The sequence below is a fragment of the Pseudomonas sp. LAMO17WK12:I10 genome, assembly GCF_900215185.1.
GTDB classification, from domain to species: Bacteria; Pseudomonadota; Gammaproteobacteria; order Pseudomonadales; family Pseudomonadaceae; genus Aquipseudomonas; species Aquipseudomonas chlororaphis.
On sequence record NZ_OBDX01000004.1, the window covers coordinates 166047 to 187445 of the forward strand.

Here is a 21399-nt window from a genome sequence, read left to right on the forward strand (position 1 = left end):
CCGACAGCATGTACAAACTTGAAGTCCAAGACCTGCATAAACGCTATGGCAGTCACGAAGTGCTCAAGGGCGTGTCCCTGAAAGCGGCGGCTGGCGATGTGATCAGCATCATCGGCTCCAGTGGCTCCGGCAAATCCACCTTCCTGCGCTGCATCAACCTGCTGGAGCAGCCGCACGCCGGCAGGATCCTGCTGAACAACGAAGAGTTGAAGCTGGTGGCGAACAAGGACGGCGCCCTGAAGGCGGCCGATCCAAAGCAGTTGCAGCGCATGCGTTCGCGTCTGTCGATGGTGTTCCAGCACTTCAACCTGTGGTCGCACATGACCGCCATCGAAAACATCATGGAAGCGCCGGTGCATGTGCTCGGCGTACCCAAGGCCGAAGCCCGTGCAAAGGCCGAGCACTACCTGGCCAAGGTCGGTGTGGCGCATCGCAAGGATGCCTACCCGGGCCACATGTCCGGCGGTGAGCAGCAGCGCGTGGCGATCGCCCGGGCGCTGGCGATGGAGCCTGAGGTCATGCTGTTCGACGAACCGACTTCGGCGCTCGACCCCGAGCTGGTGGGCGACGTGCTGAAAGTGATGCAGGCCTTGGCCCAGGAAGGCCGGACCATGGTGGTGGTGACCCACGAAATGGGCTTTGCCCGTGAAGTTTCGAACCAGCTGATATTCCTGCACAAGGGCCTGGTGGAAGAGAGCGGCAACCCGCGCGAAGTGCTGGTCAATCCGCAATCGGAACGTTTGCAACAATTCCTCTCGGGCAGCCTGAAGTAAATCGCTCCCGTAATGCACCCAATTAGGTCATGCTGCGCACCGCGCGCCAGATGGTCTAATTTGGTTGCAGCCGCCTTTGGCCTCTAACACTGTTTTCGTTTCGGATTGCCCGCCATGACTGCCCATCGAATTGGTTTCCTGATTTGGCCCAGCACTAAAGCCTTGACGCTGGCGCTGGCCGAGGAGGCCTTGCGTGTCGCTCAGCGCGTGCATCCGGAAGTGGTCTACGAACTGGCCTTCCTGCAGGCCGAGGCGCCGGCCGACGGTGCCTGGCAACTGCCGGGCGAACCTTGGTCGGGCAAGCTCGAAGGCTGCCAGAAACTGTTCCTGCTGGCCGATGAGCCGCCTGCCACCCTGGCGCCGGCCCTGAGCAGCGCGCTCAAGCAACTGGTGCGTGCCGGCTGTGTGATCGGTGGCTTGTCCGCCGGTGTGTATCCCCTGGCGCAGCTGGGGCTTCTCGACGGTTATCGGGCGGCGGTGCACTGGCGTTGGCAGGACGATTTCGCCGAGCGCTTCCCCAAGGTCATCGCCACCAGTCATCTGTTCGATTGGGATCGCGATCGCCTGACGGCCTGCGGCGGGATGTCGGTGTTGGATCTGTTGCTGGCGGTGCTGGCCCGTGACCACGGCGCGGAACTGGCCGGCGCGGTCTCGGAAGAGCTGGTGGTCGAGCGGATCCGCGAAGGCGGCGAGCGCCAACGCATTCCGTTGCAGAACCGCCTGGGTTCCAGCCACCCGAAGCTGACCCAGGCGGTGCTGCTGATGGAGGCCAATATCGAGGAGCCGCTGACCACCGACGAAATCGCCCAGCATGTGTGCGTCTCGCGTCGGCAACTGGAGCGGATTTTCAAGCAATACCTCAATCGTGTGCCGAGCCAGTACTACCTGGAGTTGCGCCTGAACAAGGCGCGGCAGATGCTGATGCAGACCAGCAAGTCGATCATCCAGATCGGCCTGTCCTGCGGTTTCTCCTCGGGGCCGCATTTCTCCAGCGCCTACCGCAACTTCTTCGGCGCCACGCCGCGGGAAGACCGCAACCAGCGGCGCAGCAGCAGCCCGTTTGAACTGTCTTCGGTGCCTTCCGAGCGCGGTTGATCCACCTCTTCGTTTTGTCTGTCAGTTTTTATCGCGAGCAATCGAGCGTCGACCGGCTGTTCCTACAGAAGATCACTTCCTTTTGTAGGGGCGGGCTTGCTCGCGATGGCGCCGTAATGTGTGGCGCAAATCGTTGGACAATCCTGCCGTTAAAGCCTCCAGCAGTTTAAACTGCGCCTTTGCGACGCTATTTGTCGCATTGCCGTAAACCCGCGTAAAACCGGGGTTGGCGCTATAAGAAGTTGTCGCTTGGCGACAAGGCCGGGCAGAAAACTGTCCTTACAATCCCCCCATCGCTCGCCAGTTTCAGGCAGGCGTTCCTCTTCAGGAGACTCCGATGTCCGTTGAGCAAGCTCCGGTGCAACGCGCCGATTTCGATCAGGTCATGGTTCCCAACTATGCACCTGCGGCTTTCATTCCTGTGCGTGGCGCGGGCTCCCGAGTCTGGGATCAGTCGGGCCGAGAGCTGATCGACTTTGCCGGCGGGATCGCGGTCAACGTACTGGGCCACGCCCATCCGGCGCTGGTCGCGGCGCTGACCGAGCAGGCCAACAAGCTGTGGCACGTATCCAACGTCTTCACCAACGAGCCGGCCCTGCGCCTGGCTCACAAATTGGTCGACGCCACCTTTGCCGAGCGTGCGTTCTTCTGCAACTCCGGGGCCGAGGCCAACGAGGCCGCCTTCAAGCTGGCCCGTCGTGTCGCTTTCGACCGTTTCGGTGCGGAAAAATACGAAATCATCGCGGCCCTCAACAGCTTCCACGGTCGCACCCTGTTCACCGTGAACGTCGGCGGCCAGTCCAAATACTCCGATGGCTTCGGTCCTAAAATCACCGGTATCACCCACGTTCCTTACAACGATCTGGCGGCATTGAAAGCGGCGATTTCGGACAAGACCTGCGCGGTGGTACTGGAGCCGATCCAGGGCGAAGGCGGTGTATTGCCGGCCGAGCAGGCTTATCTGCAAGGCGCCCGCGAGCTGTGCGACGCGCACAACGCGCTGCTGGTGTTCGACGAAGTGCAGACCGGCATGGGCCGCAGCGGCGAGCTGTTCGCCTATATGCACTACGGCGTGACTCCGGACATCCTGACCAGCGCCAAGAGCCTGGGCGGCGGTTTCCCGATCGCCGCGATGCTGACCACCGAGGCGCTGGCCAAGCATCTGGTGGTCGGTACCCACGGCACCACTTACGGCGGCAACCCGCTGGCATGCGCGGTGGCCGGCGCGGTGATCGACGTGATCAACACGCCCGAAGTGCTGAACGGTGTGAAGGCCAAGCACGATCGCTTCAAGACCCGCCTGCTGCAGATCGGTGAGAAGTACGGCTTGTTCACCGAGATGCGTGGCCTGGGCCTGCTGCTCGGTTGCGTGCTCAGCGATGCCTGGAAAGGCAAGGCCAAGGACGTGTTCAACGCCGCTGAAAAAGAAAACCTGATGATCCTCCAGGCCGGCCCGGACGTGGTGCGTTTTGCCCCGAGCCTGGTGGTCGAGGAAGCGGACATCGAAGAAGGCCTGCAGCGCTTCGAGCGCGCGGTCGCCAAGCTGACCCAGGCCTGATTCGGGCCGCGGTACTTCTCGGCGCTTGTCTGCAGGGCAAGCGTCGAGCCCAATTTTCGGTGCCGGGCTGTCCCGGCATTTTTTTCCCTGAGTCGGCCTCCTGGCCGGCCTGTTTCGAGTAAGGAGTGACACCATGCTGGTGATGCGCCCCGCGCAAATGGCTGATCTGGGCGAGGTACAGCGTCTGGCTGCGGACAGCCCGATTGGTGTCACTTCCTTGCCGGATGACGTGGAACGCCTGAGCGACAAGATCGCCGCAAGCGAGGCTTCGTTCGCCGCCGAGGTGAGCTTCAATGGCGAGGAGAGCTATTTCTTCGTCCTCGAAGACACCGAAACCGGCAAGCTGGTCGGTTGCTCGGCCATCGTCGCCTCGGCCGGTTATTCCGAGCCGTTCTACAGCTTCCGTAACGAGACCTTCGTGCACGCCTCCCGCGAGCTGAAGATCCACAACAAGATCCACGTGCTTTCCCAGTGCCACGACCTGACCGGCAACAGCCTGCTGACCAGCTTCTATGTGGTCCCGGAGCTGGTGGGCTCGCCGTGGTCGGAACTCAATTCCCGCGGCCGCCTGCTGTTCGTCGCCAGCCACCCGGAGCGTTTCGCCGATTCGGTGGTGACCGAGATCGTCGGCTACAGCGACGAGAATGGCGACTCGCCGTTCTGGGACGCCATCGGCCGCAACTTCTTCGACCTCAACTACGCCGCCGCCGAGCGTCTGTGCGGGCTGAAAAGCCGCACCTTCCTCGCCGAGCTGATGCCGCATTACCCGATCTATGTGCCGCTGTTGCCGGATGCGGCGCAGGAAGCCATGGGCCAGGTGCATCCGCGGGCGCAGATCACCTTCGACATCCTGATGCGCGAAGGCTTCGAGACCGACCATTACATTGACATCTTCGACGGTGGCCCGACCCTGCACGCCCGGGTCTCGGGGATCCGCTCGATCGCCCAGAGCCGCGTGGTGCCGGTGAAGATCGGCGAGGTCGCCAAGGGCGGCGGACGCCAGTACCTGGTCGCCAATGCGCAGTTGCAGGATTACCGCGCGGTGATGCTGGAGCTGGATTACGCGCCGGGCAAGCCGGTGACCCTGGATCTGCAAGCGGCCGAAGCCCTGGGCGTCGGCGAAGGTGCCAGCGTGCGCCTGGTGGCGGTTTAACGGCTGCGGCAAATGCCGGAAGAATCCTGGAAAGCAGCGAGTTTCGCGGGGGCCGTCAGCGGCGCCCGTCTGAGGAGATAGCATGATCGTTCGTCCCGTACGCAGCAGCGACTTACCCGCTCTGATCGACCTGGCCCGCAGCACCGGCACCGGCCTTACCACCTTGCCAGCCAACGAAGAGCGCCTGAAACACCGCGTGGGCTGGGCGGAAAAGACCTTCCGTGGCGAAGCCGAGCGGGGCGATGCGGATTACCTGTTCGTGCTCGAGGACGACAACGGCCGCGTGGTGGGGATTTCCGCGATCGCCGGCGCGGTCGGCCTGCGCGAGCCCTGGTACAACTTCCGGGTCGGCCTGACCGTCAGCGCTTCCCAGGAGCTGAACATCTACCGCGAGATTCCGACGCTGTTCCTGGCCAACGACCTGACCGGCAATTCCGAGCTGTGCTCGCTGTTCCTGCACGCCGATTACCGCACCGGCCTCAATGGCCGCATGCTGGCCAAGGCACGCATGCTGTTCATCGCCGAATTCCCGCAACTGTTCGGCAACAAGATCATCGCCGAGATGCGCGGTATGTCCGATGAAGCCGGGCGTTCGCCATTCTGGGAAAGCCTGGGCCGGCACTTCTTCAAAATGGAGTTCAGCCAGGCCGACTACCTGACCGGCGTCGGTAACAAGGCGTTCATCGCCGAACTGATGCCGAAGTTCCCGCTGTACACCTGCTTCCTCTCCGAGGGCGCGCGCAACGTGATCGGCAAGGTGCACACCGATACCGAGCCAGCGCTGGCCATGCTCAAGAGCGAGGGCTTCAGCTACCAGGGTTACGTCGACATCTTCGACGCCGGCCCGGCGGTGGAGTGCGAAACCGCCAAGATCCGTGCGGTGCGCGATAGCCAGGCGCTGGTGTTGGCCATCGGCACGCCGGGCGACGACGCCACGCCTTTCCTGATTCATAACCGCAAGCGCGAGGACTGCCGAATCACCGCCGCTCCCGCGCGCTTCGCGTCGGGCACCCTGGTGGTTGATGCGCTGACCGCCAAACGCCTGCAACTCAATGCGGGCGATCAGGTCCGTGCCGTTGCGCTGTCTGCTTCCCGGGAGTCGAAATAATGAACACGCTGTACATCGCAGGCCAATGGCTGCCAGGCCAGGGCGAAGCCTTTGAATCCTTGAATCCGGTGACCCAGCAGGTGCTGTGGTCGGGCAACGGCGCCACCGTCGCCCAGGTTGAAAGTGCGGTGCAGGCCGCGCGCCAGGCATTCCCGGCCTGGGCCAAGCGTTCGCTGGACGAGCGGATCGTGGTGCTGGAAGCCTTTGCCGCCAGCCTGAAAAGCCATGCCGACCAACTGGCGCGCTGCATCGGCGAGGAAACCGGCAAGCCGCTGTGGGAAGCCGCTACCGAAGTGACCAGCATGGTCAACAAGATCGCGATTTCGGTGCAGAGCTACCGTGAACGTACCGGCGAGAAGAGCGGCCCGCTGGGCGACGCCACCGCGGTATTGCGCCACAAGCCTCACGGTGTGGTGGCGGTGTTCGGTCCTTACAACTTCCCAGGCCATCTGCCTAACGGGCATATCGTTCCTGCGCTGCTGGCGGGTAACAGCGTGCTGTTCAAGCCCAGCGAGCTGACCCCGAAAGTCGCCGAGCTGACCGTCAAGTGCTGGATCGAAGCCGGCCTGCCGGCGGGTGTGTTAAACCTGCTGCAAGGCGCGCGGGAAACCGGTATCGCCCTGGCTGCCAACCCGGGGATCGACGGTCTGTTCTTCACCGGTTCCAGTCGCACCGGCAATCACCTGCACCAGCAGTTCGCCGGCCGCCCGGACAAGATCCTCGCGCTGGAGATGGGTGGTAACAATCCGCTGGTGGTGGACCAGGTCGCGGACCTGGACGCGGCGGTCTACACCATCATCCAGTCGGCCTTCATTTCCGCCGGCCAGCGTTGCACCTGCGCGCGCCGCCTGCTGGTGCCCCAAGGCGCCTGGGGCGACCAGTTGCTGGAGCGCCTGGTGGCGGTCAGCTCGACCATCGAGGTCGGTGCGTTCGACCAGCAGCCGGCGCCGTTCATGGGCTCGGTGATTTCCCTTGGCGCGGCCCGCGCGCTGATGCAGGCCCAGGAAAACCTGTTGGCCAATGGCGCCGTGGCGCTGCTGGAAATGACCCAGCCGCAGGCCCAGGCCGCGCTGTTGACCCCGGGTATTCTCGACGTAACCGCCGTGGCCGAGCGCCCGGACGAAGAGCTGTTCGGCCCCTTGCTGCAAGTGATTCGCTACGCCGATTTCGAAGCGGCGATCGCCGAGGCCAACGACACCCAATACGGCCTGGCAGCGGGCCTGCTGTCGGATTCCGAGGTGCGTTACCAGCAGTTCTGGCTGGAAAGCCGGGCCGGTATCGTCAACTGGAACAAGCAGCTGACCGGTGCCGCGAGCAGCGCGCCGTTCGGCGGTGTGGGTGCTTCCGGCAACCATCGCGCCAGCGCCTATTACGCGGCGGATTACTGCGCGTACCCGGTGGCGTCGCTGGAAACCGCGAGCCTGACCTTGCCGAGCGCGCTGACGCCGGGTGTACGCCTGGGGTGATGGGTTGCGCCGCAGATTGCTGGACGGTCCCGCGGACCTTATCGCAGCCTGCGAAGCGGCTACAGAGAGCGGCGGGGCGTCGGTGGTTGTGGTAACCCTGTAGCCGTGCCGCAGGTTGCGATCGTCCCGCGAAGCGGGCGCCGACAGCCTCAAGACATGTACTGATACCGATGCCTATAACAACAGATTCTCGTGGAGCCTCGCTGATGAAATCCTATGAAGTCAATTTCGACGGTCTAGTGGGGCCTACCCATAACTACGGCGGCCTGTCCTACGGCAACGTCGCGTCCCAGAGCAACAGCCAGCAGTCTTCCAACCCCAGGGAAGCCGCGCTGCAGGGCCTGGCAAAAATGAAAGCGCTGATGGAAATGGGTTTCCAGCAAGGCGTGCTGGCGCCACAGGAACGCCCGGACGTGGCCGCCCTGCGTCGGCTGGGTTTTGCCGGCAGCGATGCACAGGTCATCGAGCGCGCCGCCAAGGATGCGATGCCGCTGCTGGTCGCCAGTTGCTCGGCGTCGAGCATGTGGGTGGCCAACGCCGCCACGGTCAGCCCGAGCGCCGACACCCGCGACGGTCGCGTGCATTTCACCGCCGCCAACCTGAACTGCAAATATCACCGCAGTATCGAGCACCCGACCACCAGTCGCGTGCTGGGGGCGATGTTCGCCGACCAGAAACACTTCGCCCATCACGCGGCGTTGCCGGCGGTGGCGCAGTTCGGCGATGAGGGCGCGGCCAACCACACTCGTTTCTGCCGCGACTACGGCCAGGCCGGTGTCGAGTTCTTCGTCTTCGGGCGCAGCGCCTTCGATACCCGTTACCCGGCACCGCAGAAGTACCCGGCGCGCCAGACCCTGGAAGCTTCGCAGGCCGTCGCCCGCCTGCACGGCCTGAGCGACGACGGAGTGGTGTATGCCCAGCAGAACCCGTCGGTGATCGACCAGGGCGTGTTCCATAACGACGTGATCGCGGTGGGTAACGGCGAAGTGCTGTTCTACCATGAGGACGCATTCCTCGAGACCGACAAGATGCTCGCCGAGCTGCAGGCCAAGCTGGGCAAGTGTGGCGGCAACTTCCAGTCGATCTGCGTGCCGCGCTCGCAGGTCACGGTGGAAGACGCGGTGCGTTCCTACCTGTTCAACAGCCAGCTGCTGTCCCGCGCCGATGGCTCGATGCTGCTGATCGTGCCGGAAGAGTGCCGCGGCAACGAGCGGGTCTGGCAGTACCTGCAAAGCCTGACCAGCTCCGGCGGCCTGATCCGCGAAGTGAAAGTCTTCGACCTCAAGCAGAGCATGCAGAACGGCGGTGGCCCGGCGTGCCTGCGGCTACGGGTCGCGCTCAATCAAACCGAGCTGGCGGCGGTCAACTCAGGGGTTATCATGACCGCGCCGTTGTACGACACGCTGACCCAATGGGTCGACAAGCACTACCGCGATCGCCTGAGCGAAAACGATCTGGCGGACCCGCAATTGCTGCTTGAGTGCCGGACGGCACTGGATGAACTGACGCAAATCCTTAAACTGGGCGCGGTTTATCCATTCCAGATCAATTAAAAGCCCGCGCCTGCTTCTGCTAATCCAGGCGCGCCGCTTTACCTCCAGATGAGAGCGTAATAAATGAGCGATACCCTGCAGCTGATCCTTGAAGACACCGACGGCACTCAACTGGAAACTTCCTGCACCCGCGTTGCCGTGATGTGGCAAGGCAAGGAACTGTGGATCCAGCAGGACGGCCGCGGCCAGCTGCTGATCGGCGTGGACGTCGAGGAAGGCGACGAGGAATACGCCAACCTGCTGCTGCGCCCATTGGCGACTAATCTGGTAAGTCTGCAACTGGAAATGGAACCGGCCGACGCGGGTGACGATGATCACGTGCACGGCCCTGACTGCCAGCACGACCATTAAGGAATAACGTTCTATGCTCGCCCTCGGCAAACTGCTTGAACTGACCCTCGCCGGTCGTGAACCGGCGGAGAAGACTCAACTGACTGTCGACGGCGTGCGGATGCGCTGGCTGAGCGAAGGTGCGCTGGAAGTCCGGCCACCCCAGGCGCGCGACAATGGCATGGACCTGCTGCTGTCAGCCGGCATCCACGGTAACGAGACGGCACCGATCGAGTTGCTCGACCGTCTGTTGCACGACATCGCCCGCGGCGACCTCAAGCCGTGCGCACGCATTCTGTTCCTGTTCGGCAACCCCGAGGCCATGCGCCGCGGCGAGCGTTTCATCGAGCAGGACATCAACCGGCTGTTCAATGGCCGTCACGAACAAAGCAGCGGCAACGAAGCCCTGCGCGCCTGTGAGCTGGAGCGCCTGGCGGCGAGTTTCTTCAGCCTGCCGGAGCGTACCCGCCTGCACTACGACCTGCACACGGCGATCCGCGGTTCGAAGATCGAGCAGTTCGCCCTGTATCCGTGGAAAGAAGGTCGCCAGCACTCGCGCCGGGAACTGGCGCGCCTGCGGGCCGCGGGCATGCAGGCGGTGCTGCTGCAGAACAAACCGTCCATCGTGTTCAGCTCCTATACCTACGACAAGCTGGACGCCGAGTCTTTCACTCTGGAGCTGGGCAAGGCCCGGCCGTTCGGGCAGAACCAGGGGGTGAATGTCGAGCGTCTGGAAACCCGCCTCAAGCAGATCATCGAAGGCCGCGAACCGCCCATGGCGCAGGAGAAGCTGGATGGCTTGCAGCTGTTCAGCGTCGCTCGGGAAATCATCAAGCACAGCGATACCTTCCACCTGCATCTGCCGGCGGACATCGAGAATTTCTCCGAATTGGAAGTGGGTTACCTGCTGGCCGACGATATCGCCCAGACCCGCTGGATAGTCGAGGAGGAGGGCGCGCGGATCATTTTCCCCAACCCCAAGGTAAAGAACGGCCTGCGTGCCGGGATCCTGATCGTGCCGACCACGGCTGACGGCCTGGCCTGACCTGTAGCCGCTGCCGAAGGCTGCGATCGACCGCGTAGCGGGCGCCGCTTTTGAGGTTAATTAGAAGGCCCTGCGGGCCTTATCGCAGCCTGCGGCAGCGGCCACAAAAAAACATCGCGAGCCAGCTCGATCCCTGTAGGAACGAACTGGCTCGCGATTTTGCTTTCAGCGTCTGACGCTTACACCGCTACCCGCTGTTCAGGACGACGCAGGGCGCGAGTCTTGTGCAGGGTGTCGGCGCAGGTCTTCGCGGCTTCCTGGCCCTTGTGCACGAAATGCTCGAAGAAAAACTTCTGATGTTCTTCGCCGGCGTGGAAGTGGTGCGGGGTCAAGACCACCGAGAACACCGGCACTTCGGTTTCCAGCTGGACCTGCATCAGGCCACTGATCACCGACTGGGCGACGAACTCATGACGGTAGATACCGCCGTCCACCACTAGGCCCGCGGCAACGATGCCGGCATAACGACCGGACTTGGCCAGCAGCTTGGCGTGCAGTGGAATTTCAAAGGCGCCGCCGACTTCGAAGAAGTCGATATCACTTTCCTGATAACCCTGGGCAAGCATTTCGCTGACGAACCCTTTGCGGCTCTGGTCGACGATTTCCTTGTGCCAGCAGGCCTGGATAAACGCCACGCGTTCGCCGTGATGCTGTTTGCTTTTGCTATCGATTGCGGTGGGTTGCATTGGTTCTGACTCCTGTTTGTGTGAAAACAGGGCGTTATGAATCGAAAGGGATTTAAGGGTACGTACAGGCCAGGCGCACAAGCAGCCATGCGCAGGTCTGTGGACGGCCCTTTGGCACCAATCCCGTTCTCTCTTCATCCGGACTATGACCGTCGGCCCCGGGATCACACCGGGTCTGCTGACCTTGCCGTCATTGGCCGCCGAAGCGGTGCCTGTCGCCAAGCGCTCGCGGGCTATGCGCATTGCGCGCAATTACCGCCGGTGGGGAATTACACCCCGCCCTGAGAACGTTGCCACCGGACTTGCGGCGGCGGTGAGTTTGTAACACATATTTTTCAGCGGTGCATTGCGGCGTTTGGATGATAAACATCGGTTTTTCATGTCCATCGGTGGGCTTTTCCCGGGCGGGCCTTGATAAATCGCGGTTGTGCCCGTAGTAATTCAGTTCGAAAGAATTTCCTTATCCGCAGCGACGTTCGCGTCCCCTTGCCGAGGCCTGATTCATGAGCGTTATCGATCTTCGTAGTGACACCGTTACCCAACCCACGGCAGGCATGCTGGAAGCTATGGCCACGGCGGCCACGGGCGATGATGTCTACGGCGAAGATCCGACGGTCAACCGCCTGGAAGCTGAACTGGCGCAGCGCCTGGGGTTCGCCGAGGCGCTGTTCGTGCCGACCGGCACCATGAGTAACCTGCTGGGCTTGATGGCCCATTGTGGACGTGGCGACGAATACATCGTCGGTCAGCAGGCGCATACCTATAAGTACGAGGGCGGCGGCGCGGCGGTGCTGGGTTCGATCCAGCCACAGCCACTGGAAGTCCAGGCCGACGGCTCGCTGGACCTAGCCCAGGTGGCCGCGGCGATCAAGCCGGATGATTTCCACTTTGCCCGTACCCGCCTGCTGGCGCTGGAAAACACCATGCAGGGCAAGGTGCTGCCATTGAGCTATCTGGCGCAGGCCCGGGCCTTCACCCGTGAGCATGGCCTGGCCCTGCACTTGGACGGCGCGCGGCTGTACAACGCGGCGGTCAAGCTGGGTGTCGATGCGCGGCAGATCACCCAGCACTTCGATTCGGTTTCGGTGTGCCTGTCCAAGGGCCTGGGCGCGCCGGTGGGCTCAGTGCTGTGCGGTTCGGCGCAGCTGATCGGCAAGGCCAGGCGCCTGCGCAAGATGGTCGGCGGTGGCATGCGCCAGGCCGGAATCCTGGCCGCGGCGGGCCTGTATGCGCTCGATCATCACGTAGCGCGCCTGGCCGATGACCACGCCAATGCTCAGCTACTGGCCGAGGGGCTGCGTGAAGCGGGCTATGACGTCGAGCCGGTGCAGACCAACATGGTCTATGTCGCGATGGGCGACAGGGCCGAAGCGCTCAAGGCCTTCGCCGGCGAGCGCGGGATCAGGTTGAGCGCCGCGTCGCGGCTGCGGATGGTCACCCATATGGACGTCAGTCGTGCACAAATCGAGCAGGTCGTCGGGACTTTTATCGATTTTTCCCGCAACTGACAGTGTTAGCCGTCCAATTGACCGTCTCTATCGTATAAACACGCTGTACCCCAAGCTCAGGGCCGATATAATGCGGCCCTTTGCCGTCGTTTCGTCTGATGACGTTTCGCACAGGCCTTTGGCCGCAGTCTCCGTGGAAGAACCTAATGAAAAGCGCAGAAATCCGTGAAGCCTTCCTTCGCTTCTTCGAAGAGCAAGGCCACACCCGTGTAGCCTCCAGCTCTTTGATTCCGGGCAACGACCCAACCCTGCTGTTCACCAACGCGGGGATGAACCAGTTCAAGGACTGCTTCCTGGGCCAGGAAAAGCGCGCCTATACCCGCGCCGTAAGCAGCCAGAAATGCGTACGCGCCGGCGGCAAGCACAACGACCTGGAAAACGTCGGTTACACCGCCCGTCACCACACTTTCTTCGAAATGCTGGGCAACTTCAGTTTCGGCGATTACTTCAAGCGTGACGCCATCACCTTCGCCTGGACATTCCTGACCTCCGACAAGTGGTTGAACCTGCCGAAAGAAAAGCTCTGGGTCACCGTCTACGCCAGCGATGACGAGGCCTATGACATCTGGACCAAGGAAGTCGGGGTTCCGGCCGAGCGCATGGTCCGTATCGGCGACAACAAGGGCGCGCCATACGCCTCCGACAACTTCTGGACCATGGGCGATACCGGCCCGTGCGGTCCTTGCACCGAGATTTTCTACGATCACGGCGCCGACATCTGGGGCGGCCCACCGGGCTCGCCGGAAGAGGATGGCGACCGTTACATCGAGATCTGGAACAACGTATTCATGCAGTTCAACCGCACCGCCGATGGCGTGTTGCATCCGTTGCCAGCGCCGTCGGTGGACACCGGCATGGGCCTGGAGCGGATCAGTGCGGTCCTGCAGCACGTTCACTCGAACTATGAAATCGACCTGTTCCAGAGCCTGCTGAACGCGGCGGCCAAGGCCATCGGTTGCACCAACGACGCCCAGGCGTCTTTGAAAGTCGTGGCCGACCACATCCGTTCCTGCGGCTTCCTGATCGCCGACGGCGTGCTGCCTTCCAACGAAGGCCGCGGTTATGTCCTGCGTCGCATCATTCGCCGCGCTTGCCGTCACGGCAACAAGCTGGGCGCCAAGGGTAGCTTCTTCTATCAGATCGTGGCTGCCCTGGTCGCCGAAATGGGCGAAGCCTTCCCGGAACTGAAATCCCAGCAGGCACACATCGAGCGCGTGCTGAAAGCCGAAGAAGAGCAGTTCGCCAAGACCCTGGAGCAGGGCCTGAAGATCCTCGAGCAGGACCTGGCCGAACTCAAAGGCACGGTGGTACCGGGCGATGTGGTGTTCAAGCTGTATGACACCTACGGTTTCCCGATGGACCTGACTGGCGACATCGCCCGTGAGCGCGAACTGACCCTCGACGAGGAAGGTTTCGAGCGCGAGATGGAAGCCCAGCGCGTACGTGCCCGTTCCGCCAGCTCCTTTGGCATGGACTACAACAGCCTGGTCAAGGTCGATGTGGCCACCGAATTCACCGGTTATCACGCCACCAGTGGTTCGGCCAAGGTGGTTGCTCTTTATAAGGAAGGGCAATCGGTCGACGTGCTGAGCGAAGGCGAAGAGGGCGTTGTCGTTCTCGACCAGACGCCTTTCTACGCCGAGTCGGGCGGCCAGATTGGCGACTGCGGTTACCTGCAAGCGGGTAATGCGCGTTTCGACGTGCGCGATACCACCAAGACCGGCGGGGCTTTCCTGCACCACGGCGTCTTGGCCTGCGGCAGCCTGACCGTTGGTGCGCCGGTGCAAACCCAGGTCGATGCCGAGGTGCGTCACGCCACTTCGCTGAATCACTCGGCCACCCACTTGCTGCACGCCGCTCTGCGCCAGGTTCTGGGTGAGCATGTACAGCAGAAGGGTTCGCTGGTCGACAGTCAGCGCCTGCGTTTCGACTTCAGCCATTTCGAAGCGATCAAGCCTGAGCAGATCAAGGCCCTGGAAGACATCGTCAACGCCGAGATTCGCAAGAACACCGCGGTGGAAACCGAAGAAACCGATATCGACACCGCCAAGCAGAAGGGCGCCATGGCGCTGTTCGGCGAGAAGTATGGCGACAGCGTGCGTGTCCTGAGCATGGGCGGCGATTTCTCCGTTGAACTGTGTGGCGGTATCCACGCCAACCGTACCGGCGATATCGGCCTGCTGAAAATCATCAGCGAAGGCGGCGTGGCCTCTGGCGTACGGCGTATCGAAGCCGTCACCGGTGCCGCGGCACTGGCGTACCTGAACGCTGCGGAAGAGCAACTCAAGGAAGCGGCGACCCTGGTCAAGGGCAGCCGTGACAACCTGATCGACAAGCTGTCGGCCGTGCTGGAGCGCAACCGTCTGCTGGAGAAACAACTCGAGCAGTTGCAGGCCAAGGCGGCCAGTGCCGCTGGCGACGACCTGTTGGCGCAGGCGCTGGATGTCAAAGGCGCGAAAGTGCTGGCGGCGCGCCTGGACGGTCAGGACGGCAAAGCGCTGTTGGCGCTGGTCGATCAGTTGAAAAACAAACTCGGTCGCGCAGTGATCCTGCTCGGCAGTGTCCATGAGGAAAAGGTCGTACTGGTTGCGGGCGTAACCAAGGACCTGACTGGCCAACTCAAAGCCGGTGATTTGATGAAGCAAGCCGCTGCGGCAGTGGGCGGGAAGGGCGGTGGTCGTCCGGACATGGCGCAGGGCGGTGGTGTCGATGCCGCTGCGCTGGATGCCGCGCTGGCCCTGACCGTTCCGTTTGTCGAGCAGGGGATTTAAGGTTCCAAGCCGAGCCCGTCGTCTAGTGGCGGGCTTTGGAGCTGCGCAGTTTGATTGATTAATGGGCGCCCCTTTACGGGCTGAGGCGGCTTAGAAATGGCTTTGATCGTACAGAAATTTGGAGGCACCTCGGTCGGTTCCGTCGAAAGAATCGAGCAGGTCGCCGACAAGGTGAAAAAATTCCGCGAAGCCGGTGACGACCTGGTGGTTGTGCTGTCGGCCATGAGCGGCGAAACCAACCGTCTGATCGACCTTGCCAAGCAAATCAGCGGCGACGGTCAGCCGGTTCCTCGCGAGCTGGATGTGATCGTTTCCACCGGTGAGCAGGTGACGATCGCACTTTTGGCCATGGCGCTGATCAAGCGCGGCGTGCCGGCAGTCTCCTATACCGGCAACCAGGTGCGGATTCTGACCGATAGCGCGCACAATAAAGCGCGCATTTTGCAGATCGACGATCAGAAAATTCGCGGTGACCTGAAGGCTGGTCGCGTGGTTGTGGTCGCAGGTTTCCAGGGCGTCGACGAGCACGGCAACATCACTACCCTCGGTCGTGGCGGTTCCGACACCACCGGCGTGGCACTGGCGGCAGCCCTGAAGGCTGACGAATGCCAGATCTACACCGATGTCGACGGCGTCTACACCACCGATCCGCGCGTGGTGTCCGTGGCCCAGCGCCTGGACAAGATCACCTTCGAAGAAATGCTGGAAATGGCCAGCCTGGGTTCCAAGGTGCTGCAGATCCGCGCGGTCGAGTTCGCCGGCAAGTACAACGTTCCGCTGCGCGTACTGCACAGCTTCAAGGAGGGTCCGGGTACCCTCATTACTATTGATGAAGAGGAATCCATGGAACAGCCGATCATTTCCGGCATCGCTTTTAACCGCGATGAAGCCAAGCTGACCATCCGTGGCGTGCCAGACACTCCCGGCGTGGCCTTCAAGATTCTTGGCCCGATCAGTGCCGCGAATATTGAAGTCGACATGATCGTGCAGAACGTTTCGCACGATAACACCACCGACTTCACCTTCACCGTGCACCGCAACGATTACCTGGCAGCCCAGCAAGTGCTGGAAAACACTGCCCGTGAAATCGGCGCCCGGGAAGTGGTAGGCGATACCAAGATCGCCAAGGTCTCGATCGTTGGCGTCGGCATGCGTTCCCACGCGGGTGTTGCCAGCCGCATGTTCGAAGCACTGGCCAAGGAAAGCATCAACATCCAGATGATCTCGACCTCGGAAATCAAGGTTTCCGTGGTGATCGAAGAGAAGTACCTGGAACTGGCTGTGCGCGCTCTGCACACGGCTTTCGAACTGGACGCTCCGGCCCGACAGGGCGAGTGATGCGTTGCCCGAAGGGCGCGGTTTACCGCGCCCTTTGTTTTTTTGATCGGCGTGACAGAAAACTGTTCTTTTGCTCGCGCTAGTCAATACTTAGGCGTGTAGGGCTACGGCCGTCCTGGTTGTAGGTCGATACCCTTTTTTTTGCAGACTGTTGTCCCTGAAATGAAATGCGTGAGGAGAAAGGTATGCTGATTCTGACTCGTCGGTGCGCAGAAAGCCTGATTATTGGTGATGGCGAAATCACCGTGACCGTGCTTGGCGTCAAAGGAAATCAAGTGCGTATCGGTGTCAACGCCCCTAAAGAGGTAGCGGTGCACCGGGAAGAAATTTACCTGCGGATAAAGAAAGAGAAGGACGAAGAACCAAGCCATTAATTTTTATCGTTTTTTTTGTTTGCAAACGGGGAGAAAGCTGGTTAATATACGCCCCGTGTTGCGGAGAGCTGGCCGAGTGGCCGAAGGCGCTCCCCTGCTAAGGGAGTACACCTCAAAAGGGTGTCGGGGGTTCGAATCCCCCGTTCTCCGCCATTATTTGCTTAGTTCGTTGTAATCTGGCTTCTTCTGTAAGTTGTTGAAATTACTAGAAAAAGTGCTTTACAAAAAGATTTAACGGCCTATAATGCGCGGCAACAAATGCACTCGTAGCTCAGCTGGATAGAGTACTCGGCTACGAACCGAGCGGTCACAGGTTCGAATCCTGTCGAGTGCACCATTTAAGAGTTGTTTGCAGTAATGTGGATAACTTGGCTTCAGCCAGTTGTGGTCTGGTCTAAAAACACAAATTGCACTCGTAGCTCAGCTGGATAGAGTACTCGGCTACGAACCGAGCGGTCACAGGTTCGAATCCTGTCGAGTGCACCATATACCAAGAAGCCCGCATTTATTGCGGGCTTTTTGCTTTCTGCCGTTTGGATTTTCTCCCTTCTTTATTGGTTCCTCTGTTTGAACGTCGCGATCATTCTGGCGTCGTATTCAGCGTGTGCCTGTCCTTTTGATGTGGCCTTTCGAAAACTCCCGGCAATTGTGAATCGATAGCGGGAGCGCGTTCCGGGCGCAGTTTTTTCGTCGGGGGTGTGTTTTCTTTTTCGGATGGTGCGTCGCAGCTTCATAGATTCAGCGCTTCTTCAGCTTTGCGCCGCAAGCGCTTGTTCTTGCCATGATTTTTTAACGTTTAAAGCCGTCAAGCGGTGTATGATTGCGCCCGTCAGCCCCGCCGGGGCTTGTGGAATACCTCCATGGACTTACCCAGTAGTTACTCAGTATCCCGTTTTTACAATCATGAATTGACTGATTGATCCTTCCGGCGTGCTCCTCTGCTGGGAGTGGAGTTCGCCTATGACCGAAGTAGAAGTAAAGAAAACACAAGACAGCCTGCAGGATCGCCTCGCTCAAGTCGTTGAGCTGCTGCAGCGCCAGCGGGTGGTCGAAGACCTGACTCATCGTCAGGAAGGTCATCATCAGGATCGGGTCGAGAACCTGGTCCACCGGCAAAACCTTGTCGAGCTGCAACGCAAGCTCGACGATCTGCACTCTGCCGACGTTGCCTACATCCTTGAAGCCTTGCCGCTCGACGAGCGTCTGACTGTCTGGCAGTTGGTCAAGGCCGAGCGTGACGGCGACATCCTGCTCGAAGTATCCGATTCCGTACGTGAAACCCTGATCGCCGACATGGACGATCATGAGCTCCTGGCTGCTGCCAAGGAGATGGACGCCGACGAACTTGCTGACCTGGCCCCCGAGCTGCCGCGAGACGTTGTCCATGAGCTGATGGAGGCGTTGGACGGCCAGCAGCGCGAGCGCGTTCGTTCCGCCTTGTCGTATGACGAGGAGCAGGTCGGTGCGTTGATGGACTTCGAGATGGTGACCATCCGTGAGGATGTCAGCCTTGAAGTGGTTCTACGTTATTTGCGCCGCCTCAAAGAGTTGCCAGGCCATACCGACAAACTGTTCGTCGTCGACTATGACGGCGTGCTCAAGGGTGTGCTGCCCATCAAGCGGTTGCTGGTGAATGATCCGGAGAAACAGGTTTCGGAAGTCATGGCCAGCGACCCGGTAAGTTTCCATCCGGACGAAGATGCCTACGACGCTGCGCAGGCATTCGAGCGCTACGACTTGATCTCGGCGCCGGTGGTCGACAAGAACGGCAAATTGATCGGCCGTCTGACCATCGACGAAATGGTCGACCTGATTCGTGAGGAGAGCGAGACCGAAGTCCTCAACATGGCCGGTCTGCGTGAAGAAGAAGACATTTTTGCCTCGGTCTGGCGTTCCCTGCGCAACCGCTGGGCCTGGCTGGCAATCAACCTGATCACCGCATTTGTCGCTTCGCGAGTAATCGGTCTGTTTGAAGGCTCCATCGAAAAGCTGGTGGCCCTGGCGGCCCTGATGCCGATCGTGGCGGGTATTGGCGGCAACTCGGGTAACCAGACCATCACCATGATTGTTCGCGCCATGGCGCTGGACCAGGTCAGCACCGGCAATACCTCGCGTCTGATGCGCAAGGAACTGGCGGTGGCCTTGATCAACGGCCTGGTCTGGGGCGGAGTCATCGGTGTGGTGGCTTACCTGCTCTACGGCAGTTGGTCGTTGGGTGTGGTGATGACGGCGGCCATGACGCTCAACCTGTTGCTGGCGGCGCTGATGGGTGTTCTGATTCCGATGACGCTGGCGCGTCTGGGGCGCGACCCAGCCATGGGAGCCAGCGTCATGATCACGGCCATGACCGACAGTGGCGGCTTCTTTATCTTCCTTGGGCTGGCCACCATCTTCCTGCTTTGATCCCGCATACAGCCCCTCTAATGGGGCTGTATCGTTTTCTCCATCCTCTTGCCATCCAGACTTCTGTGTTTGTAGCGTTCGAGCAACAAATTTCGCGCAAAAAAAAGCCAGCACAAGGCTGGCTCTAGCTTTCGAGGTCGAATCAGGAAGCGTCTGCGGCCATTTCGGCGTCATGGGCGATCAGCGAAACGAGAGCATTCTGCTGGCGGTGGGAAAGTTGACGGAAACGTTGAAGCAGTTCGCGTTCATGCAAGGAGAGTTCTGGGCTGTCCAGGCGCATGCTCAACTCTTCACCCAAGGCGCCTTCCTGAATAAGACTCTGTTCCAGGCGCGCGATGATTTCGGAGTTCATGCTGCGGTGATGATTGCGAGCCACCTCGGCAATGCGTTCACGCATCCCGTCGGGTAGACGTACGACGAACTTGTCAGCCGTACGGCTGGAATAAATTGCCTGTTTCAATGGGCGCATATATTTAACCGGTTAGTTCAGGGGAGCGGTTCTCGGAATTGGCCGCGGGATGTCAGTTAGGACAAGCGTTGCTGCCAAATGTTCAACCTGAATTGTTAAGAGGCCCGCATCATGCCTCAAAATAGCCAGATCCTTGGCGTCAATTCTGTGACAAATATTGAACTGGGTAAAGGCGTTATGCCAGCACCAATTATCAGAAATGCGGACTGGTTTGAAAAGATTGCCTGGTCCGCCTATCTGCCCGCGTCCTGATGTCCGATGGTGGTGCGCTTGTGCGTCGCCAGACGGGCATGCATGCGGATCCGATCATTGTTTCCTACCTTGTACAGGATAGTGGCAAATTGCCGATTTACTAGGTTGTGAGTGCCATGGAGTCTTCGAATGCCAGGCAGATTGATTTATTTGATGGGGCCTTCCGGATCGGGAAAGGACAGCCTGATCGAGGCTGCGCGCCGTCCTCTGGCGCAGCTCGGCTGTGATGTGGTGCGGCGGGTAATCACCCGTTCCGCGGAATCTGTGGGGGAAGCGGCCCATGGGGTAAGTGCTGACGAGTTCGAGCGCCTTGAGCGGCAGGGCGCCTTTGCCTTGTGCTGGCGGGCCAATGGCCTGGCCTACGGAATTCCCGTGCAGATCGACGAATGGCTGGCCAGTGGGCGTCATGTTCTGATCAATGGCTCCAGGGCTCACCTGGATCAGGCTCGCCAGCGTTATCCGGAGCTTTTGGCGATTCTGTTAACGGTGGACATCGACGTGCTGCGGCAAAGACTGATGAACCGCGGTCGCGAAAGCGCGACGCAGATCGAGGCGAGGCTCAAGAGAAGCGCTCTTTTTTCCGCTGAGGGCGGGTCTGTGCTGGGAGAGTCTGTGTTTTTTCTGGACAACTCGAGCGAATTGTCCGTGACGCTTGAGCGTTTCCTGAAGCTATTGAGATCGCAGGGGATCAGCGCAATACAGGGTCGAACTTGATCTTACGTCCCAACGCCAGCGCCAGCAGGAACAGGCCGGAAAAAACACCACAGGCAACCAAGGGCGCATCACCCAGAGTATTTTCAGTGGTGAAGCAAGCCAGTGTGGCACTGAGTATTGCCAGGATGAGAAGGCCTTTGGCAAGTCGGGACATTAACAGGCTCCTGATGGGGGATATTCAAAATACCCAGCTTTCGGGTCTTGGATTGGCAGGTAGAACAACGGCTTCTGGGGCGTCGGCGACCTGTGCCATGCCAGGACTCTCCGATGCGCTGCTCATCACAGCCAATTGCGGGGCCTGGTATTGCACGTAATGGGCCCTGTACTGGGTGCTCTGATCCGCGTAGCCATCAGGCTGAAAGTGGAAGATCACCAGTACGGCGATGGCAATGGCGTTCGATAGAAGAAGGGCGCTGTTCATGGGCTTTGATCTCCACTGTTCTTTCATAGAGAGGAAGCAGCGCTCATGCCAAGAGTCTAACCTCTAATAAACTCTTTAAAAACAATGATTTATTAGGGTTTTTATAAGACGGTGGATTGCATTCTGCAATGATGGCTTTTTGCAGTGATGCAATTTGCACGGCAGCTCTGGCAAATTGCCTGATGGTCAGGGGCCGCCACCGGTTAAAAAGCCCTACTCACAACATGACAAAAGCAGGGCTGACCGTTAACATGCACGCCGTCCTTTGCGCCGCGGCAGTACACGCGGTGGTCAATTTGTCCCAGTAGCTCAATTGGATAGAGCATCCCCCTCCTAAGGGGAAGGTTGGCAGTTCGAACCTGCCCTGGGACACCATCTATTT

Annotated in this window: 19 protein-coding genes, 4 tRNA genes and 1 riboswitch; of the genes, 19 read left to right on the top strand and 4 right to left on the bottom strand. The window is 60.5% G+C overall.

Annotated features, from left to right (window positions below):
* Positions 1-8: 8 nt before the first annotated feature.
* The 9 genes from CRO75_RS06860 (at position 9) to astE (ending at position 10081) form a co-directional block, all read left to right on the top strand.
* On the top strand, positions 9-773 hold the full coding sequence (locus CRO75_RS06860) for an ATP-binding cassette domain-containing protein (RefSeq protein ID WP_097134824.1): 765 nt from the start codon (positions 9-11) through the stop codon (positions 771-773).
* 114 nt (positions 774-887) lie between these two features.
* Positions 888-1868 (top strand): transcriptional regulator ArgR, encoded by a 981-nt coding sequence (gene argR / locus CRO75_RS06865; protein ID WP_009045160.1) that lies wholly within the window; start codon positions 888-890, stop codon positions 1866-1868.
* Between the two features lie 337 nt (positions 1869-2205).
* Positions 2206-3426, top strand: coding sequence for an aspartate aminotransferase family protein (locus CRO75_RS06870; protein ID WP_097134825.1), 1221 nt, complete (start codon positions 2206-2208; stop codon positions 3424-3426).
* Between the two features lie 133 nt (positions 3427-3559).
* Positions 3560-4579: an arginine/ornithine succinyltransferase subunit alpha gene (aruF, locus tag CRO75_RS06875; RefSeq protein WP_007921551.1), complete on the top strand. Its 1020-nt coding sequence runs from the start codon at positions 3560-3562 to the stop codon at positions 4577-4579.
* An 82-nt stretch (positions 4580-4661) separates the two neighbouring features.
* Positions 4662-5687, top strand: coding sequence for an arginine N-succinyltransferase (astA, locus tag CRO75_RS06880; protein ID WP_007921553.1), 1026 nt, complete (start codon positions 4662-4664; stop codon positions 5685-5687).
* Positions 5684-7153 carry a succinylglutamate-semialdehyde dehydrogenase gene (gene astD / locus CRO75_RS06885; RefSeq protein WP_177409731.1) on the top strand — a complete coding sequence of 490 codons (1470 nt, stop codon included), beginning with the start codon at positions 5684-5686 and terminating at the stop codon, positions 7151-7153. Before astA ends, astD begins: the two co-directional genes overlap by 4 nt.
* A 206-nt stretch (positions 7154-7359) precedes the next feature.
* Positions 7360-8706 (top strand): N-succinylarginine dihydrolase, encoded by a 1347-nt coding sequence (gene astB / locus CRO75_RS06890; RefSeq protein ID WP_097134827.1) that lies wholly within the window; start codon positions 7360-7362, stop codon positions 8704-8706.
* A 63-nt stretch (positions 8707-8769) separates the two neighbouring features.
* Positions 8770-9057 (top strand): hypothetical protein, encoded by a 288-nt coding sequence (locus CRO75_RS06895; protein ID WP_007921560.1) that lies wholly within the window; start codon positions 8770-8772, stop codon positions 9055-9057.
* 13 nt (positions 9058-9070) lie between these two features.
* Positions 9071-10081: a succinylglutamate desuccinylase gene (astE, locus tag CRO75_RS06900; protein WP_097134828.1), complete on the top strand. Its 1011-nt coding sequence runs from the start codon at positions 9071-9073 to the stop codon at positions 10079-10081.
* A 179-nt stretch (positions 10082-10260) separates the two neighbouring features.
* Here the strand turns inward: astE and CRO75_RS06905 are convergent, their stop codons facing one another.
* Positions 10261-10767 carry a 6,7-dimethyl-8-ribityllumazine synthase gene (locus CRO75_RS06905; RefSeq protein WP_007921563.1) on the bottom strand — a complete coding sequence of 169 codons (507 nt, stop codon included), beginning with the start codon at positions 10765-10767 and terminating at the stop codon, positions 10261-10263.
* A 121-nt stretch (positions 10768-10888) separates the two neighbouring features.
* A riboswitch (FMN riboswitch) is annotated at positions 10889-11060 on the bottom strand.
* A gap of 210 nt (positions 11061-11270) precedes the next feature.
* Here CRO75_RS06905 and ltaE point away from each other — a divergent pair.
* From ltaE to mgtE, 8 genes are all read left to right on the top strand, one after another.
* The gene (ltaE, locus tag CRO75_RS06910) at positions 11271-12275 is read left to right on the top strand and encodes a low-specificity L-threonine aldolase (RefSeq protein WP_097134829.1); all 1005 of its coding nucleotides are present in this window, start codon (positions 11271-11273) and stop codon (positions 12273-12275) included.
* Between the two features lie 146 nt (positions 12276-12421).
* Positions 12422-15046, top strand: a complete 2625-nt coding sequence (gene alaS / locus CRO75_RS06915; protein WP_097134830.1) for an alanine--tRNA ligase — start codon at positions 12422-12424, stop codon at positions 15044-15046.
* Between the two features lie 96 nt (positions 15047-15142).
* Complete coding sequence (locus CRO75_RS06920) at positions 15143-16384, top strand: aspartate kinase (protein ID WP_007921569.1); 1242 nt, start codon at positions 15143-15145, stop codon at positions 16382-16384.
* Between the two features lie 185 nt (positions 16385-16569).
* The gene (gene csrA / locus CRO75_RS06925; protein WP_002554426.1) at positions 16570-16758 is read left to right on the top strand and encodes a carbon storage regulator CsrA; all 189 of its coding nucleotides are present in this window, start codon (positions 16570-16572) and stop codon (positions 16756-16758) included.
* A 62-nt stretch (positions 16759-16820) separates the two neighbouring features.
* Positions 16821-16911 (top strand) — tRNA-Ser (locus tag CRO75_RS06930).
* Between the two features lie 107 nt (positions 16912-17018).
* Positions 17019-17095 (top strand) — tRNA-Arg (locus CRO75_RS06935).
* A gap of 72 nt (positions 17096-17167) precedes the next feature.
* Positions 17168-17244, top strand: a tRNA-Arg gene (locus CRO75_RS06940).
* Positions 17245-17718: 474 nt separating this feature from the next.
* The gene (gene mgtE / locus CRO75_RS06945; protein ID WP_007921578.1) at positions 17719-19161 is read left to right on the top strand and encodes a magnesium transporter; all 1443 of its coding nucleotides are present in this window, start codon (positions 17719-17721) and stop codon (positions 19159-19161) included.
* Positions 19162-19303: 142 nt separating this feature from the next.
* Here the strand turns inward: mgtE and CRO75_RS06950 are convergent, their stop codons facing one another.
* On the bottom strand, positions 19304-19630 hold the full coding sequence (locus CRO75_RS06950) for an Arc family DNA-binding protein (protein ID WP_003178899.1): 327 nt from the start codon (positions 19628-19630) through the stop codon (positions 19304-19306).
* A gap of 381 nt (positions 19631-20011) precedes the next feature.
* Between CRO75_RS06950 and phnN the strand changes: the two genes are divergently transcribed.
* Positions 20012-20596 (top strand): phosphonate metabolism protein/1,5-bisphosphokinase (PRPP-forming) PhnN, encoded by a 585-nt coding sequence (gene phnN / locus CRO75_RS06955; protein WP_097134831.1) that lies wholly within the window; start codon positions 20012-20014, stop codon positions 20594-20596.
* On the opposite strand, the gene CRO75_RS06960 is transcribed toward phnN, so the two are convergent.
* Both CRO75_RS06960 and CRO75_RS06965 read right to left on the bottom strand, forming a co-directional pair.
* A complete protein-coding gene (locus tag CRO75_RS06960) occupies positions 20571-20750 on the bottom strand; it encodes a PA3371 family protein (protein WP_097134832.1) in 180 nt (59 codons plus the stop codon). The two genes, phnN and CRO75_RS06960, sit on opposite strands and share 26 nt — an antisense overlap.
* A 24-nt stretch (positions 20751-20774) precedes the next feature.
* Complete coding sequence (locus CRO75_RS06965) at positions 20775-21017, bottom strand: hypothetical protein (protein WP_097134896.1); 243 nt, start codon at positions 21015-21017, stop codon at positions 20775-20777.
* Between the two features lie 298 nt (positions 21018-21315).
* On the opposite strand from CRO75_RS06965, the gene CRO75_RS06970 reads away from it, so the two are divergent.
* Positions 21316-21392, top strand: a tRNA-Arg gene (locus CRO75_RS06970).
* Positions 21393-21399 lie beyond the last annotated feature (7 nt).